The 15,245-nt window shown below is 71.4% G+C and carries 13 protein-coding genes; 2 read left to right on the top strand and 11 right to left on the bottom strand.

Features of this window, described 5'->3' with window-relative positions; all coding sequences use genetic code 11:
- Positions 1-483: 483 nt before the first annotated feature.
- The 9 genes from tyrS to argC all read right to left on the bottom strand — a co-directional run bounded on the left by tyrS (position 484) and on the right by argC (position 9,768).
- Complete coding sequence (gene tyrS / locus EIL87_RS09220) at positions 484-1,758, bottom strand: tyrosine--tRNA ligase (RefSeq protein WP_125089795.1); 1,275 nt, start codon at positions 1,756-1,758, stop codon at positions 484-486.
- 33 nt (positions 1,759-1,791) lie between these two features.
- The gene (locus tag EIL87_RS09225) at positions 1,792-2,406 is read right to left on the bottom strand and encodes a DNA-3-methyladenine glycosylase (RefSeq protein WP_407690530.1); all 615 of its coding nucleotides are present in this window, start codon (positions 2,404-2,406) and stop codon (positions 1,792-1,794) included.
- A 43-nt stretch (positions 2,407-2,449) separates the two neighbouring features.
- Positions 2,450-3,802 (bottom strand): argininosuccinate lyase, encoded by a 1,353-nt coding sequence (gene argH / locus EIL87_RS09230; RefSeq protein WP_233576148.1) that lies wholly within the window; start codon positions 3,800-3,802, stop codon positions 2,450-2,452.
- 160 nt (positions 3,803-3,962) lie between these two features.
- Entirely contained in the window at positions 3,963-4,466 is a 504-nt protein-coding gene (locus EIL87_RS09235) for an arginine repressor (RefSeq protein ID WP_125089798.1), read from the bottom strand.
- Positions 4,463-5,386 (bottom strand): ornithine carbamoyltransferase, encoded by a 924-nt coding sequence (gene argF / locus EIL87_RS09240; protein ID WP_125089799.1) that lies wholly within the window; start codon positions 5,384-5,386, stop codon positions 4,463-4,465. The genes EIL87_RS09235 and argF overlap by 4 nt, the downstream gene beginning before the upstream one ends.
- 1 nt (position 5,387) lies before the next feature.
- Positions 5,388-6,575: an acetylornithine transaminase gene (locus tag EIL87_RS09245; protein ID WP_125089800.1), complete on the bottom strand. Its 1,188-nt coding sequence runs from the start codon at positions 6,573-6,575 to the stop codon at positions 5,388-5,390.
- Positions 6,576-6,645: 70 nt separating this feature from the next.
- A complete protein-coding gene (gene argB / locus EIL87_RS09250) occupies positions 6,646-7,554 on the bottom strand; it encodes an acetylglutamate kinase (protein WP_125089801.1) in 909 nt (302 codons plus the stop codon).
- Positions 7,551-8,711, bottom strand: a complete 1,161-nt coding sequence (gene argJ / locus EIL87_RS09255) for a bifunctional glutamate N-acetyltransferase/amino-acid acetyltransferase ArgJ (protein WP_125089802.1) — start codon at positions 8,709-8,711, stop codon at positions 7,551-7,553. The genes argB and argJ overlap by 4 nt, the downstream gene beginning before the upstream one ends.
- 28 nt (positions 8,712-8,739) lie before the next feature.
- On the bottom strand, positions 8,740-9,768 hold the full coding sequence (argC, locus tag EIL87_RS09260) for an N-acetyl-gamma-glutamyl-phosphate reductase (RefSeq protein ID WP_125089803.1): 1,029 nt from the start codon (positions 9,766-9,768) through the stop codon (positions 8,740-8,742).
- A gap of 164 nt (positions 9,769-9,932) precedes the next feature.
- Between argC and EIL87_RS09265 the strand changes: the two genes are divergently transcribed.
- Positions 9,933-10,622 (top strand): DNA alkylation repair protein, encoded by a 690-nt coding sequence (locus EIL87_RS09265; protein ID WP_125089804.1) that lies wholly within the window; start codon positions 9,933-9,935, stop codon positions 10,620-10,622.
- Between the two features lie 191 nt (positions 10,623-10,813).
- Positions 10,814-11,410: a GNAT family N-acetyltransferase gene (locus EIL87_RS09270; RefSeq protein WP_233576128.1), complete on the top strand. Its 597-nt coding sequence runs from the start codon at positions 10,814-10,816 to the stop codon at positions 11,408-11,410.
- Positions 11,411-11,464: 54 nt separating this feature from the next.
- Here EIL87_RS09270 and pheT read toward each other — a convergent pair whose 3' ends face one another.
- Together pheT and pheS are read right to left on the bottom strand one after the other, a co-directional pair.
- Positions 11,465-13,957, bottom strand: a complete 2,493-nt coding sequence (gene pheT / locus EIL87_RS09275) for a phenylalanine--tRNA ligase subunit beta (RefSeq protein ID WP_125089805.1) — start codon at positions 13,955-13,957, stop codon at positions 11,465-11,467.
- Positions 13,958-14,086: 129 nt separating this feature from the next.
- Positions 14,087-15,148 carry a phenylalanine--tRNA ligase subunit alpha gene (gene pheS / locus EIL87_RS09280; RefSeq protein ID WP_125089806.1) on the bottom strand — a complete coding sequence of 354 codons (1,062 nt, stop codon included), beginning with the start codon at positions 15,146-15,148 and terminating at the stop codon, positions 14,087-14,089.
- Positions 15,149-15,245 lie beyond the last annotated feature (97 nt).

A 15,245-nucleotide genomic window follows, 5' to 3' on the forward strand; every position in this document is an offset into this window, starting at 1 on the left:
AACAGTCCGCTGTTGAGTTCTCAAAGAACACACCCACACCATCACCACACCCCACTTCAGGGATGCCGGATCCGGGGAGTCATTTCCTCGTTCGCGCTTTTCGCTGTCGTCCAGAGTAGCAGGCCCGCTTCCTCGCGTTCACCGGGGGGTCACCCCACCCGGTCGCCGTCGAGAAGTCGGCTCACTCTTCTGCCCGGCAGCCACCAAGCACTGTTTTCAATGAAGTTCAGGTGGAAAACCGCGTCCGCATCCCCGAGCCGTTCGGCTCGTCGCACTTCCTCGGTTTCCCGTTCGGAGCGCCCACTCTACCACCCGGAGGCAGGAGCTTGGTTCGCAACCCCGCGTCAGGCCCGGCCCGGTTTGCCCGGCCCGTGTCGCGCTGACCCGTAAAAAGTTACACGGTCCGCTCCGACGGGGTCAAACCGGGGGGTGCTTTGGCCGCTCCGGGGCGCGAAATCGCAGGTCAGCGCCCCGGAGCACGGCTCAGCTCAGGATCTTGGCACCCGCGGTGCTGCGCTTGCCGCGGCGGACGACGAGCCAGCGCCCGTGCAGCAGGTCTTCCCGGCTCGGAACCCACTCCTCGTCGGCGATCTTGACGTTGTTGACGTACGCGCCACCCTCCTTGATGGTGCGGCGGGCCGCGCCCTTGCCGGTGACGAGACCGGTGTCGACGAGCAGGTCGACGATCGTCGGGCCGTCCGCGGAACGCAGCTCAGCCCTCGGCACGGCGGCCATCGCCGACTCCAGCGTCTGCTCGTCGAGGTCGGCGAGCTCACCCCGGCCGAACAGGGCCTGGCTGGCGGCGATCACCTTGCGGGTCTGGTCCTCGCCGTGCACGAGGGTGGTCAGCTCCTCGGCGAGCCGCTTCTGACCGGCGCGCAACTGCGGGCGTTCGGCCGTCGTCTTCTCCAGTTCCTCGATCTCCTCCCGGTCGAGGAAGGTGAACAGCCGCAGGTAGCGGGGCACGTCGGCGTCCGCGGAGTTCACGAAGTACTGGTACCAGGCGTAGGGCGAGGTCAGGGACGGGTCGAGCCAGACGTTCCCGCCACCCGTGGACTTGCCGAACTTGCGACCCTCGGAGTCGGTGACCAGCGGCAGCGTCAGCGCGTGCGCGGAGGCCCCCTCCTGCTTCCTGATCAGGTCGACGCCGGCGATGATGTTGCCCCACTGGTCCGACCCGCCCAGCTGCAGCAGCGCGCCGTGCTGGCGGTGGAGCTGCACGAAGTCGTTGGCCTGCAGGAGCATGTAGCTGAACTCCGTGTAGGAGATGCCGTCGGTCTCCAGCCGGCGCTTGACCGTCTCCCGGGCCAGCATCGTGTTCACCGAGAAGTGCTTGCCGACCTCGCGCAGGAACGCGGTGACCGACAGGTTGGCGGTCCAGTCGGCGTTGTTCACCATGATCGCGCCGGTCGGCGAGTCGTCGAAGTCGACGAACGCGGACAGCTGGTCGCGGATCTGCCCGGTCCACTCGGCGATGGTGGCCTCGTCGTGCAGGTTGCGCTCGCCGACGTCGCGGGGATCGCCGATCAGACCGGTCGCGCCGCCGGCCAGGACCACCGGCCGGTGACCGGCCTGCTGGAAGCGGCGCAGCGTCAGCATCGGGATCAGGTGACCCGCGTGCAGGCTCGGCGCGGTCGGGTCGAAGCCGGCGTAAAGAGTGAGCGGACCCGTGTCGAGGTCTCGTCGCAGCGCGTCGAGGTCGGTGGATTGCGCGATCAGTCCGCGCCAGGCCAGCTCGTCAAGGATGTGCTCACTCACGCCGTCCAGTTTCGCGCATCCCCACGAACAGGTTCACGCCCGGGCTCGAGTGCGGCGACGCCCGCCACGCCGGTAGGCGCTGACGGCCTCGGAACCGTCGACCCACGACCGCCACGGGAGGTCCATCGCGGCGGCGACACCGACGCGGGGACCGCTCCGGATGTCGTCCTCGGCGACCTCGCTGCCGTTGTAGAGGCGCACCGGAGAACCCGGGGCGGTCAGGTCGAGACCGTTGTGCTCGCGCGTGATGCCCAGCACCCCGGCGAGCCGGGCCGGACCGCTGGCCAGCTGGGAGTCCTTGCGGGCCGCAGGCTTGCGGCTGCGGGCGAGCTCACCCCCGGTGGTGATCTCCCCGGCGCGCAGCAGCACCGCGCCGGGCACCCCGTCGGTGAGGCAGACCACGTTGATGCAGAAGTGCATCCCGTAGACGAAGTAGACGTAGAGGTGCCCGGCCGGGCCGAACATCACGGAGTTGCGCTCGGTCCGGCCGCGGTAGCAGTGCGAGGCCGGGTCGTCGGTGCCCCGGTAGGCCTCGACCTCGACCAGGCGCACCCCGACGTCGCCCTCCGGGCTGCTGGACCGCAGTTCGCAGCCCAGCAACCGGCGCGCGACCCACAACGGGTCGCGTGCCAGCTCCTCGCGCGTCACCAGGTCCACGCTCAGCACCCTACCGGGCGCGATGCGCTCGCGATCAAACCGACAGCCACCCCCGGTGCTCGGCCACGGCCGCGACCACCCGCTCGCGCTGCTCGGCGACGCGGGCCGGCGCGGTGCCGCCGTGGGAGTCGCGGGACTCGATGGAGCCGGAGACCGTCAGCACCTCGCGGACCTGCGGGGTCAGCGCGGGGTTCGCCGCGGCCAGCTCCTCGTCGGTGAGCTCGTCCAGGCCGACGCCGCGCTCCTCGGCGGTGCGCACGCACTCCCCCGACGCCTCGTGCGCGACGCGGAACGGAACCCCCTGGCGCACCAGCCATTCGGCGATGTCGGTGGCGAGGGTGAAACCGGCTGGGGCGAGTTCGGCCATCCGCTCGGTGTGGAAGGTGAGGGTGCCGAGCATGCCGCTCATCGCGGGCAGCAGCAGTTCCAGGTGCTCGACGGAGTCGAAGACCGGCTCCTTGTCCTCCTGCAGGTCGCGGTTGTAGGCCAGCGGCAGGGCCTTGAGCGTGCTCAGCAGTCCGGAGAGGTTGCCGATCAGGCGACCCGACTTGCCGCGGGCGAGTTCGGCGACGTCGGGGTTCTTCTTCTGCGGCATGATCGAGCTGCCGGTGGCCCAGGCGTCGTCGAGCGTGATGTAGCCGAACTCGGCGGTGTTCCAGATGATGACCTCTTCGGCGATCCGGGAGAGGTTGACACCCACCATGGCCAGGCAGAACGCCGCCTCGGCGGCGAAGTCGCGGGCCGCGGTGCCGTCGATGGAGTTGTCGGTGGCGCCGCGGAAGCCCAGGTCGGCGGCGATGGCCTGCGGGTCCAGGCTCAGCGAGGAACCGGCGAGCGCACCGGAACCGTAGGGCGAGTAGGCGGTGCGCTCGTCCCAGTCGCGGAGGCGCGAGACGTCGCGCAGCAGGGCCTGGCAGTGCGCGAGGAGGTGGTGCGCGAGCAGCACGGGCTGCGCGTGCTGCAGGTGGGTGCGGCCCGGCAGCACCGCGTTCGGGTGCGCGGCGGCCTGCGCCACGAGCGAGTCCACGACGTCCAGGACGCCCGCGGCGATGCGCCGGGCGGCGTCGCGCAGCCACATCCGGAACAGGGTCGCGACCTGGTCGTTGCGGGAACGACCGGCGCGCAGCTTGCCGCCGAGGTCGGCGCCGACCCGTTCCAGCAGGCCGCGCTCCAGGGCGGTGTGCACGTCCTCGTCGTCGATGACCGGGGTGAAGGCCCCGGATTCGACGTCGGCGGCGAGGGTGTCGAGCCCGGCGAGCATGGCGTCGAGCTCGTCCTCGGTCAGCAGGCCGGCGCGGTGCAGGACGCGGGCGTGGGCGCGCGACCCGGCGATGTCGTAGGGCGCCAGCCGCCAGTCGAAGTGCGTCGACAGGCTCAGCGCCGCCATCGCCTCGGCCGGGCCGGAGGCGAAGCGACCGCCCCAGAGCTTGGTGGGCTCACTGCCTTGCTGCGTCACGTTCGGTTCCTCGGTGCTCTCTCGGTTGGTGTCTGGGAGGTCCTCCGCGAGACCACCCGTGGGTCCTCGTGCCGGCGGTCCGGAACCGCCGTCAGTCCTCATCCTCGGGTTCGATGCCGCCGGCTGCCATCGCGGTGAAGCGCTCGGCGAGCTCCTTGCCGGTCAGCGGCTCGCGGGCGACGATCATGACGGTGTCGTCGCCCGCTATCGAGCCCACGACCTCGGGCAGGGCGGCGCGGTCGATGGCGCTGGCCAGGAACTGGGCCGCTCCCGGCGGTGTGCGCAGCACCGTGAGGTTGCCGGAGCCGTCGGCCCCGGCGAGCAGTTCGCCCAGCAGCCTGCTCAGCCGCGACGTGCCGCCCTGGACACCGCGTACCGGGCTGCCGTCCTCCGGGATGACGTAGACCGCCGCCCCGCCGTCCGGGCCGCGCAGCTTCACGGCGCCGAGCTCGTCGAGGTCCCGGGACAGCGTGGCCTGCGTGACCTCGATGCCGGAGTCGGCGAGCAACTTGGCCAGCTCGGTCTGACTCCGGATGTCCATCGAGGACACGAGTTCGACGATGCGCGCCTGACGCGCCACCCGGGTCGTGCTCATGACTGCCGCACCAGCCAGGCCAGCAGTGCCTTCTGCGCGTGCAGCCGGTTCTCGGCCTCGTCGAACACCGCGCTGGCGGGTCCGTCGATGACCTCGTCGGTGATCTCCAGGCCGCGGTGCGCGGGCAGGCAGTGCAGCACGCTGGTGCCGGGTTTGCCGGTGGCGGCCAGCAGCTCGCTGTTGACCTGGTACGGGCGGAACGGGCTGACCCGGTCCTTGCCGTCGTTCTCCTGCCCCATCGACGTCCACGCGTCGGTGACCAGCACGTCCGCGCCTTCGACGGAGCCCTGCGGAGTCGTGTGCAGCTCGACGGAACCACCGGTCTCGGCCGCGCGCTTGCGGGCCGCTTCCAGCACCCACTCCACCGGGCGGAAGCCTTCGGGCGCGCCGATGCGGACGTGCATGCCTGCGGTGGCCCCGCCGACCAGCAGCGAGTGGGCCATGTTGTTGGCCCCGTCGCCGAGGTAGGTCAGGGTCAGCCCGGCGAGCTCACCGTAGCGCTCGCGGATGGTCTGCAGGTCGGCCAGCACCTGGCAGGGGTGGAACTCGTCGGTGAGCGCGTTGATCACCGGCCCGCGCGCCACCGAGGCCATGGCGTCGATGCGCGCCTGGGCGAAGGTCCGCCACACCACGGCGTCGACGTAGCGGGACAGCACGCGCGAGGTGTCCTCGATGGTCTCCTCGCGGCCGAGCTGCATCATCCGCCCGTCCACCACGATCGGCTGGCCACCGAGCTGGTGGATGCCGACCTCGAAGGACAGCCGGGTGCGGGTCGAGTTCTTCTCGAAGAGCACCGCGATGGACTTGCCCTGGAGCGCGTCGGACCCGAGCGGGTCGGCCTTGAGCTCGTCGGCGAGGTCGAGGACCTCCGCCTGCTCGGCGGGCGTGAGGTCGTCATCGCGGAGGAAGTGCCGGGACATCTCAGTTCTCCTTGGCAGCGGACAGGAGTTCGGGGAGGTCGGTGAGCAGTCGCTGCACCTGCTCACCGCGCACGACCAGCGGCGGGCACAGCCGGATGGCGTCCGGCTGGATGGGGTTGACCAGGTAGCCGCGTTCCTGGGCCGCGGCGGCGACCTTGGCCGAGACGGGCTCGGTGAGGCCGATGGCGAGGAGCAGGCCCGCACCCCGCACTTCACGCACCAGCGGGTGCCCGAGCGCCTGCACGCCCTGGGCCAGTTCCGCACCGACCTTCTCGACGTGGTCGAGGAGCCCTTCGGAGACGATCGTGTCGAGCACCGCCAGCGCCGCCGCGCACACGACCGGGTTGCCGCCGAAGGTCGTGCCGTGCTGACCGGGGTGCAGCAGGTCGGCGGCGGCCCCGATGCCGATGCAGGCTCCGATCGGCAGACCACCGCCGAGGCCCTTGGCGAGCGTGATCACGTCGGGCGTGATGCCCTCGCGCTGGAAGGCGAACCACGATCCGGTCCGGCCGATCCCGGTCTGCACCTCGTCGACGACCAGCAGCGCGCCGTTGCGGGTGGCGATCTCGCGCGCGGCGCGCAGGTAGCCCTCCGGCGGCACGACGACGCCGTTCTCGCCCTGGACCGGCTCCAGGAACACCGCGGCGGTGGTGTCGTCCACTTCGGACTCCAACGCGGCGACGTCCCCGTAGGGCACGTGCACCACGCCGGCGGGCATCGGCGCGAACGGCTCCTGCTTGGCGGGCTGACCGGTCAGCGCGAGCGCGCCCATGGTGCGCCCGTGGAAGCCGCCGTGGGTCGACACGATCTTGGACCTGCCGGTGAGGCGGGCGATCTTGAAGGCGGCCTCGTTGGCCTCGGCGCCGGAGTTGCAGAACAGCACGCGCCCCTGGCCGGTGGCGCCGGCGAGGTCCAGCAATCGCTCGGCCAGCGTGAGACCGCGCTCGTGCACGTAGAGGTTCGAGACGTGCCCGAGCGTCGAGACCTGCTCGGTCACCGCGCGCACGACCGCCGGGTGGGCGTGGCCGAGTGCGTTGACCGCGATGCCGCTGACGAAGTCCAGGTAGGTCTTGCCGTCGGCGTCGGTGAGCTCGGCACCGGAGCCGCTGACGAAGGTCAGCTTCGGGGTGCCGTAGTTGTCCATCATCGACGCCTGCCAGCGCTGCGTCCCGGTGGCGTTGGTGGTCATGCGTCCTCCGTATCTTGCGGGACTCCTGCGCCCGATCGGCCGTGCTGAGCGCCGCACGCGCGGGTGCGGCTCATGCGTCCTCCGTGTCGACGGGGAACACCATCGTTCCCACTCCGGCACTGGTGAAGACCTCGAGCAGCACGGAGTGCGCGAGCCGCCCGTCGATGACGTGCGCTCGCGGCACCCCACCGCGGACGGCGCGCAGGCACGCCTCCATCTTCGGCACCATCCCCGAGGCCAGGCCCGGCAGCAGTTCTGCGAGCTGGTCCACGTCGAGCCTGCTGATCAGGGACGACTTGTCCGGCCAGTTGGTGTAGAGACCTTCGACGTCGGTGAGCACCACGAGCTTCTCGGCGCCCAGCGCGACGGCCAGGGCACCGGCGGCGGTGTCGGCGTTGACGTTGTGCACCACACCGTCGGAGTCGGGCGCCACTGTGGACACCACGGGGATGCGGCCCGCGTTGATCAGGTCCAGCACGGCCTCCGGGTTCACGTCCACGACGTCACCCACCAGGCCCACGTCCACCGGTTCGCCGTCCACCGTGGCGGTGCGGCGAGCCGCGGTGAACAACCCCGCGTCTTCGCCGGACATGCCGACCGCGAAGGGACCGTGCTGGTTGATCAGGCCGACGAGCTCGCGTCCGACCTGCCCGACCAGCACCATCCGCACGACGTCCATGGTCTCCGGCGAGGTGACCCGCAGGCCGCCCCGGAACTCGCCCTCCATGCCGAGCCGGTCGAGCATCGAGGTGATCTGCGGTCCGCCGCCGTGCACCACGACCGGGCGCAGGCCCGCGAGCCGCAGGAACACCATGTCCTGCGCGAACGCGACCTTGAGCTCGTCGTCGACCATGGCGTTGCCGCCGTACTTGATGACGACCGTGGCGCCGTTGAAGCGCTGCAGCCACGGGAGTGCTTCGACGAGGACGCTGGCCTTCTCGGCCGCGGTGGCCAGCCGATCGCTGGTGTCACTGGTCATGAGGAGTACGCGCTGTTCTCTTCGACGTAGTCGTGGGAGAGGTCGGTGGTCAGGATCGTCGCGGCGTGCGAACCGAGGTGCAGGTCGATGACGATCTCGATGTGCCGCCCGGACAGGTCGGCCTCGCTGCGGTCGCGGGCGGTCGCGCCGTCGGCGTAGAGCGTGACCCCGTTGGTGGCGATCGCGACGCGGTCCACGTCGATCTCGGCGTCCGCGCGGCCCAGCGCCATCGCGATGCGGCCCCAGTTCGGGTCCGAGCCGAACATGGCGGTCCCGACCAGGTTGTCCTCGGCGACGATCCGGCCGATGGTCACCGCGTCGGCCTCGCTGGCGGCTCCGCGCACGATGACGTCGATGGTCTTGGTGGCGCCCTCGGCGTCGTCCTGCAGCTGGCGCACCAGGTCCTGGCAGACCTCGGTGAGCAGCGCCGTGAACTCCTCCGGGGAGGCCTCGACGCCCGAGGCGCCGGAGGCCATCACCAGCACGGTGTCGTTGGTGGAGGTGCCGCCGTCGACGTCGAGCCGGTCGAAGGTGACCCGGGTGGCCGCGCGCAGCGCCTGGTCGAGGTCGGCACCGCTGATCGCCACGTCGGTGGTGATGACGCTGAGCATGGTGGCCATGTTGGGCGCGAGCATGCCCGCGCCCTTGGCGAAGCCGCCGATCGACCAGCCGCCGCTGTGCGCGCGGTGGGCCTGCTTGGCCTTGCTGTCGGTGGTGAGCACGGCGGTGGCGGCGTCCAGCCCGGGCTGCTCACCGGTGTCGAGCGCCTTGGCGGCGGCGTCGACGCCGGGCAGCAGCGCGTCCATCGGCAGCCGCTCCCCGATCAGGCCGGTCGAGCAGACCGCGACCTCGATCGCCCCGACGCCGAGCACGTCGGCGACCTTCTCCGCGGTGGCGTGGGTGTCCTGGAAACCGCCGGGGCCGGTGCAGGCGTTGGCGCAGCCGGAGTTGAGCACGATCGCGCGCAGCGTGCGCTCCTGCAGCACCTGCTGGGACCAGAGCACCGGCGCGGCTTTGACCTTGTTGGTGGTGAACACGCCCGCCGCCGACTGCTGCGGACCGTCGTTGACCACGAGTGCGAGATCGCGCGCGCCCGCTGCCTTGATGCCTGCGGCGACCCCCGCCGCCCGGAAACCGGCGGGACCGGTCACGCTCATGTCTTCTCCTCGGTTTCGGTGGCGGGCTTCACGGCGCGATGCCGGCGGTGGGCAGTCCGGTGGTCTCGGGCAGGCCGAGGGCGAGGTTCATGCACTGCACGGCGCCGCCCGCGGTGCCCTTGGTGAGGTTGTCCTCGGCTCCGACCACGACCAGCCGGCCGGCGTCCGGGTCGACGGTGACCTGCAGGTGGACGGTGTTGGCGCCGAGCGTCGCCGAGGTCTGCGGCCACACCCCTTCGGGCAGGACGTGCACGAACGGCTCGTCGCCATAGGCGTCGAGGTAGACCTCGCCGGCGGCGGAGGCGTCGACGTCGCCGCGCAGAGGTGCCGAGCAGGTGGCGAGGATGCCGCGGGCCATCGGGGCCAGCACGGGTGTGAAGGAGACCGCGACCTGCTCCCCCGCTGCAGCGCTGAGGTTCTGGATCATCTCCGGCGTGTGCCGGTGGGCGCCGCCGACGCCGTAGACGCTGGCCGAGCCCATGACCTCGGCGGAGAGCAGGTGCGGCTTGAGCGCGCGTCCTGCGCCGGAGGTGCCGGTGACCGCGGTGATCACGACCTCGGGTTCGACGATGCCCGCGGCCAGCGCGGGCACGACGGCCAGCGACGACACGGTCGGGAAGCAGCCCGCGACGGCGATGCGCTTGCTGCTGCGCAGGCGCTCGCGCGCCCCGGGCAGTTCGGGCACGCCGTAGGGCCAGGTGCCGGGGTGGTCGCCGCCGTACCAGCGGGTCCACGCCTCGGGGTCGTTGAGCCGGTGGTCGGCGCCGCAGTCGACGACCACGACGTCGTCGCCGAGCTCGGCGGCGATCGCCGCGGAGTGGCCGTGCGGCAGCGCGAGGAAGACGACGTCGTGACCGCGGAGCTGCTCGGCGGTCGTCTCCCCGAGCTCGCGGTCGGCCAGCGGCAGCAGCTGGGGGTGGTGCTGGCCGAGCCGGCTGCCCGCGTTGCCCCCTGCCGTGAGCGCACCGATCTCGACTTCCGGGTGCGCGAGCAGCAGGCGGAGCAGTTCTCCGCCCGCGTAGCCGCTGGCACCCGCTACAGCAACCCTCACCGTCATGCGGATGATTATGCACTGCTGTGCAAAATCAATCAAACGAGTTCTCCGGGGGCCCGCCCAGTTTCCCACGCCACACCCCCAGGAGACCCTGTGATGTCGTGCTGAGGCTCACCACCGGGTCCCCGCGAGCAGAGGTGTCGGGCGCCGGTGGCAGCATCGGCGAGGTGAGCGAGGTCTCGGAGTTCTGCGAGGCGGCGTTGACGTCGCTCCGGGAGCAAGCCGTTCCGGAGGACGCCCCCGCCATGCAGCGGTACATGAAGTCGGCGATGCCGTTCCTCGGCGTGCGCAAGCCCGCGCGGGTGCGGATCGTCGACGAGCTGTGCTCGCGGTTCCGGTTCGCCACGCAGGAGGAGCTGGTCGAGTCCGCGCGGGCGCTCTGGCGCGGTGCCACCCACCGGGAGGAGCGCTACGTCGCGCTGTCGGTGACCGGTCACCGCGCGCAGCGGAAGCTCCAGGACCCCGGGATGCTCGAGCTCTACGAGGAGTTCGTGGTCACCGGAGCGTGGTGGGACTTCGTCGACGAAACCGCGAGCCGACGCATCGGGCCCCTGCTCCTGAGCCACCCGGACGTCGTGCGCCCGCTGCTGCTGCGCTGGGCCGGCGACGAGGACCGCTGGCGCCGCCGCACGTCGATCATCGCCCAGCTGCGCGCGAAGGACCGCACCGACGTCGCACTGCTGCGCCGCGCCGTCGTAACCAACCTCACCGACCAGGACTTCTTCCTGCGCAAGGCGATCGGCTGGGCGCTGCGCGAGCACGCCAAGACCGATCCGGACTGGGTCCGCGACTTCGTCGCGCAGCACGAGTTGTCCCCGCTGTCGCGACGCGAAGCGTTGCGCGCCCTCGGTGAGTAGCCCGCCACCACCGGACGCGATCGACCGCCGTCCACCACTCCGTCGGAGCACCCTGGTCGGCGATCTTCCGGACCCCGGCGTTGACGCAGCGCAACCCGGCCGTCATGCAGGTTTCACAGCGCTTGCACGGGGTCACAGCACGTGGACCCCCCTGTGGATTCGATCTGTCCCGGGAGGCATCATCGAGATCGATGACGATGATCCCGCCGCACCCGGACTTGGGAGCCCGCCACGGCGCGGCGCCGATCACGACGTCGTCCTGGGTCGGTCGGCAGGTTCTGCTGCGCCGCGTCGCCGCCGCCGACCGGCGCACCCTGGCCGGTTTCGACCAGGACCCCACCCGTGCGCCGTACGTGCAGACCGACGGGTACCGGCACTGGGCCGCGCACCGCGCCAACCACGTGGATTCGCCGGACGACTTCCAGCTGGCCATCGAAACCCGCCGGGACCAGGTCCTCGTCGGTTCGATGTGCATCAGCAAGGCCGACGAGCCAGGCGTTTTCAGCTACGGCGTGGGCATCGGCCCGATGCACCGCCGCTGCGGCTACGCCGACGACGCGATCATCACGCTGCTCGCCGTGATGTTCGGCCGCCGCCGGTTCGGCAAGTGCCAGGTCGGCATCTACCAGGAGAACGTCGCGTCCCTCGCGCTGCACCACAAGCTCGGCTTCCGGGAAGAAGGCCGCGCCAGCGAGCCGGACTCCCTCTCCGACGGCATGCTCCACCTGGTCATCATGGGTCTCACCGCGGAGGAGTTCACCGCCAAGCACCTCCCCCGCAACCACTGAACCGACGAGAACGGCCCCGCTCCAAAACTCGGAGCGGGGCCGTTCTTCGCGGTGTCAGCCGCGGAGGGTGGCTCCGAGGCGCTCGGCGGCGGACCGCACCGCCGCGTCGCGGGCCTCGGTGGCCTCCTCCTGCTTGAGGGTGCGGTCGGGGGCGCGGAAGCGCAGGGCCAAGGCCAGCGACTTCTTGCCCTCCTCCAGCTGCTCGCCGGCGTAGACGTCGAAGAGGCGGACGTCCTCCAGCAGCTCACCACCGCCCGCGCGGACCGCCTCGACCACGTCGGCGGCCGCGACCGACTCGTCGACGACCAGCGCCACGTCCACCAGCACCGGCGGGTACGCCGAGATCTGCGGGGCGGCACGGCGCTCGACCAGCGGCAGCGCGTCGAGGTTCAGCTCCATCGCGCTGGTGCGCTTGGGCAGGCCCAGCGCTTCGACGACCTTCGGGTGCAGCTCACCGGCGTGGCCCACGACCGTCTCGCCGACCCGGAGCTCGGCGCAGCGGCCCGGGTGCCACGGGGCGTGCTCGACGTTGCGAACCGCCAGCTCCACACCGGCGGTCGAGGCCACGACCCGAGCCGCCTGGATCGCGTCGGCCCACCCGGCGGCACGGCCCTTGCCCCACCAACCGGCCTGCTCGCGCTGGCCGGCCAGCACGGCCGCGACCCGCGTGGGCTGCGCGGGCAGCGCCGCCTCGAGCCCGGCGATCTCCTCGTCGGTCGGCCGTCCGTCGACACCGACCTCCGGCACCGGGGGCTGGTCCGCCGAGGGCTGGAAGACCTGCCCGAGGTGGAACAGCGCGACGTCGCGGTGGCCGCGGGAGACGTTGCGCTGCAAGGTGTCCAGCAGCCCCGTCAGCAGGGTCGTGGTCAGCTGCGACTTGTCGCTCTCGAGAGCGTTCAGCACGGTCATCGTGCGGCGGCGCTCGTCGTCCTCGGCGAGGCCGAAGGCGTCCCAGGTCTCCTCGCCGGTGAACGGGAACGGCAGCACCTCGACGAAACCGGCACCGGCCAGGGCGCGCGAGACCGCGCGCTTGCGGCGCTGAGCGGCAGTGAGGCCGCCGCCGGGCGGCGCGGCGGGCAGCACCGACGGGATCGTGTGGTAGCCCTCCAGCCGCAGCACCTCCTCGACCAGGTCGAAGGGCTGCGACAGGTCCGGCCGCCAGCTCGGCGGGGTCGCGGTGATCAGGCCCACGCCGTCGTCGGAGGTGCTCAGGTCGATCTTGCAGCCGATCTGGGTCAGCCGACGGGCGGTCACACCGCGCTCGTAGGAGACACCGGCGACCTTGTCCGGCAGCGCCAGCGGCATCGTCACCGGCGCCGGGGCCTTCGGCTCGCCGACGTCGGTGCGCCCGGGCGCGATCTTGCCGTCGCCGTAGCGGACCAGCAGGCCCGCGGCCAGCTCGGCGGCCACCGGCGCGATGGCCGGGTCCACCGTGCGCTCGAAGCGCTTGCCGGCCTCGCTGGGCAGCTTGTGGCGGCGGATGGTGCGGGCGATGTTCGCCGGGTCCCAGTTCGCCGCCTCGATCAGCACGTCGTGCGTGCCGTCACCGATCTCGGTGCTCTCACCACCCATGACGCCCGCCAGCGACACCACGCCGGAGTCGTCGGCGATGACGATGTCGTCGGGGTCGAGCTCGCGGACCTGCCCGTCGAGCGTGGTGAGCTTCTCGCCGCTCTCGGCGTGGCGGACCACCAGGTCGCCGGACACCTTCGTCGCGTCGAAGGCGTGCAGCGGCTGTCCCAGCTCCAGCATCACGTAGTTGGTGACGTCCACCGACAGGGAGATCGAGCGGATGCCGGCCAGCGCCAGGCGCCGGCGCATCCACCACGGGCTCGGCGCCGTCGGGTCCACGCCGGTGACGCGGCGCAGCACGAACCGCGAGCAGGCCTGCGCGTCGCGCAGCTCGACACCGCGGGAGGGCTTGTCGTCCTCCGGCACCGGGCGCGTGCCCGGGTCGCCGAACGGCACCTCGAAGGCGTTGGACAGCTCGCGGGCCAGCCCGCGCACCGAGAAGCAGTAGCCGCGGTCGGGCGTGATGGCCAGCTCGATGATCGAGTCGTCGAGCCCGACCAGCTCCACCGCGTCGTCACCGGGGTCGGCCGACCCGGGCGGCAGCACCAGGATGCCCTCGTGGTCCTCGCCGAGCCCGAGCTCCTTGGCGGAGCAGATCATGCCCTCGCTGAGCCTGCCGTAGGTCTTGCGCGAGCTGATCTCGAACTCACCGGGCAGCACCGTGCCGGGCAGTGCGACGACGACGAGGTCGCCCTCGGAGAAGTTGCGGGCACCGCAGATGATGTTCTGCAGCTTCTGCTCGCCGTCCTCGGAGGCGCCGATCTCGACCTTGCAGTACCGGATCGGCTTCTTGAACTCGGTGAGCTCTTCGATCTCGGCGACGCGGCCGGCCACGAGCGGGCCGCGCACCTGTGTCAGGTGCTCGACCTCCTCGACCTCCAACCCGATCCGGATGAACGCCTCTGCCAGCGTCTCCGCGGTCGTCTCCTCGGGCAGCTCGAGGTGCTCGGCCAGCCAGGAAACCGGAATCCGCACTTGGTCAGGCCCTTCTCTCGTTCAGGTGGATGATGTCGGGGACGGTCGTGATGGGTGTCATCGAGGCGGAGCCGCTGAGCCGACGCTCGCGACCTGCACCGCTGCGCGGAACAACCATCGGGAGACCTGTCAGATGCCGTACGGCTGGGTGAAGCGGATGTCGCCTTCGACCATGTCGCGCATGTCCGGGATGCCGTTGCGGAACATCAGGGTGCGCTCCAGGCCCATGCCGAAGGCGAAGCCGGTGTAGACCTCGGGGTCGACGCCGCAGGCGCGCAGCACGTTGGGGTTGACCATGCCGCAGCCGCCCCACTCGACCCAGCCGGCGCCGCCCTTCTTCTCCGGGAACCAGATGTCCATCTCGGCGGACGGCTCGGTGAACGGGAAGTAGGAGGGCCGCAGCCGGGTCGTGGAGTCCGGGCCGAACATCGAGCGGGCGAAGGCGTCCAGGGTGCCCTTCAGGTGCGCCATGGTCAGGCCCTTGTCGACCGCCAGCCCCTCGACCTGGTGGAACACCGGGGTGTGGGTGGCGTCGAGCTCGTCGGTGCGGAAGGTGCGGCCCGGGCACACCACGTACACCGGCAGGTCGCGGCTGAGCAGCGCGCGGACCTGCGACGGTGAGGTGTGCGTGCGGAGCACCAGCCCGGAGTCCTCCGGCGCCACGTAGAAGGTGTCCTGCATGGTGCGCGCCGGGTGGTCCTTGCCGAAGTTCAACGCGTCGAAGTTGAACCACTCGGCCTCCAGCTCGGGGCCTTCGGCGACCTCCCAGCCCATGGCCACGAAGGTGTCCTCGATCTGCTCGGCGAGCTGGGTGATCGGGTGCCGGGCGCCGGTGGGGACGCGGTCCCAGGGCAGCGTGACGTCGACCGACTCCTCACGCAGCACGCGCTCGTCGCGCTCGGCCTGCAGCACGGCGCGGCGCTCGTCGAAGGCGCCCTGGATGGCCTCGCGGGCCTGGTTGACGCGCTTGCCCGCATCGGCTCGGGCCTGGGGCGGCAGCGCGCCGATCTCGCGGCGCGCGGTCAGCAGCGGCGAGCGGTCACCGAGGTGGGCGGGCTTGACCGCGGCCAGCTCGTCCAGGTCGGCGGCGGCGGCGAACGCCTTCTCGGCCTCCTCGACCGCGGCGTCCAGCGTCTCCGGCGACAGCGCGGCGACCTCTTTCGGGTCGTACGAGTCGTTGGCTCCAGACATCGTTAGTGCGTGACTCCCGTTGATCCCGCAGGCGACACCGCCCAGGTCCCTGTCTTGCCAGGTGGCTGGGCCTGCGAACCTGCTGAGGTTGCATACG

This window comes from Saccharopolyspora rhizosphaerae (assembly GCF_003931915.1).
GTDB classification, from domain to species: domain Bacteria; phylum Actinomycetota; class Actinomycetes; order Mycobacteriales; family Pseudonocardiaceae; genus Saccharopolyspora; species Saccharopolyspora rhizosphaerae.

Coding starts and splice junctions, on each gene's coding strand:
- argB (WP_125089801.1), bottom strand. CDS start 7,554: ATGACCAGTGACACCAGCGATCGGCTGGCCACCGCGGCCGAGAAGGCC.
- EIL87_RS09235 (WP_125089798.1), bottom strand. CDS start 4,466: ATGAGCACGACCCGGGTGGCGCGTCAGGCGCGCATCGTCGAACTCGTG.
- argC (WP_125089803.1), bottom strand. CDS start 9,768: ATGACGGTGAGGGTTGCTGTAGCGGGTGCCAGCGGCTACGCGGGCGGA.
- EIL87_RS09270 (WP_233576128.1), top strand. CDS start 10,814: ATGACGATGATCCCGCCGCACCCGGACTTGGGAGCCCGCCACGGCGCG.
- pheS (WP_125089806.1), bottom strand. CDS start 15,148: ATGTCTGGAGCCAACGACTCGTACGACCCGAAAGAGGTCGCCGCGCTG.
- argF (WP_125089799.1), bottom strand. CDS start 5,386: ATGTCCCGGCACTTCCTCCGCGATGACGACCTCACGCCCGCCGAGCAG.
- argH (WP_233576148.1), bottom strand. CDS start 3,802: ATGGCGGCGCTGAGCCTGTCGACGCACTTCGACTGGCGGCTGGCGCCC.
- argJ (WP_125089802.1), bottom strand. CDS start 8,711: ATGAGCGTGACCGGTCCCGCCGGTTTCCGGGCGGCGGGGGTCGCCGCA.
- EIL87_RS09245 (WP_125089800.1), bottom strand. CDS start 6,575: ATGACCACCAACGCCACCGGGACGCAGCGCTGGCAGGCGTCGATGATG.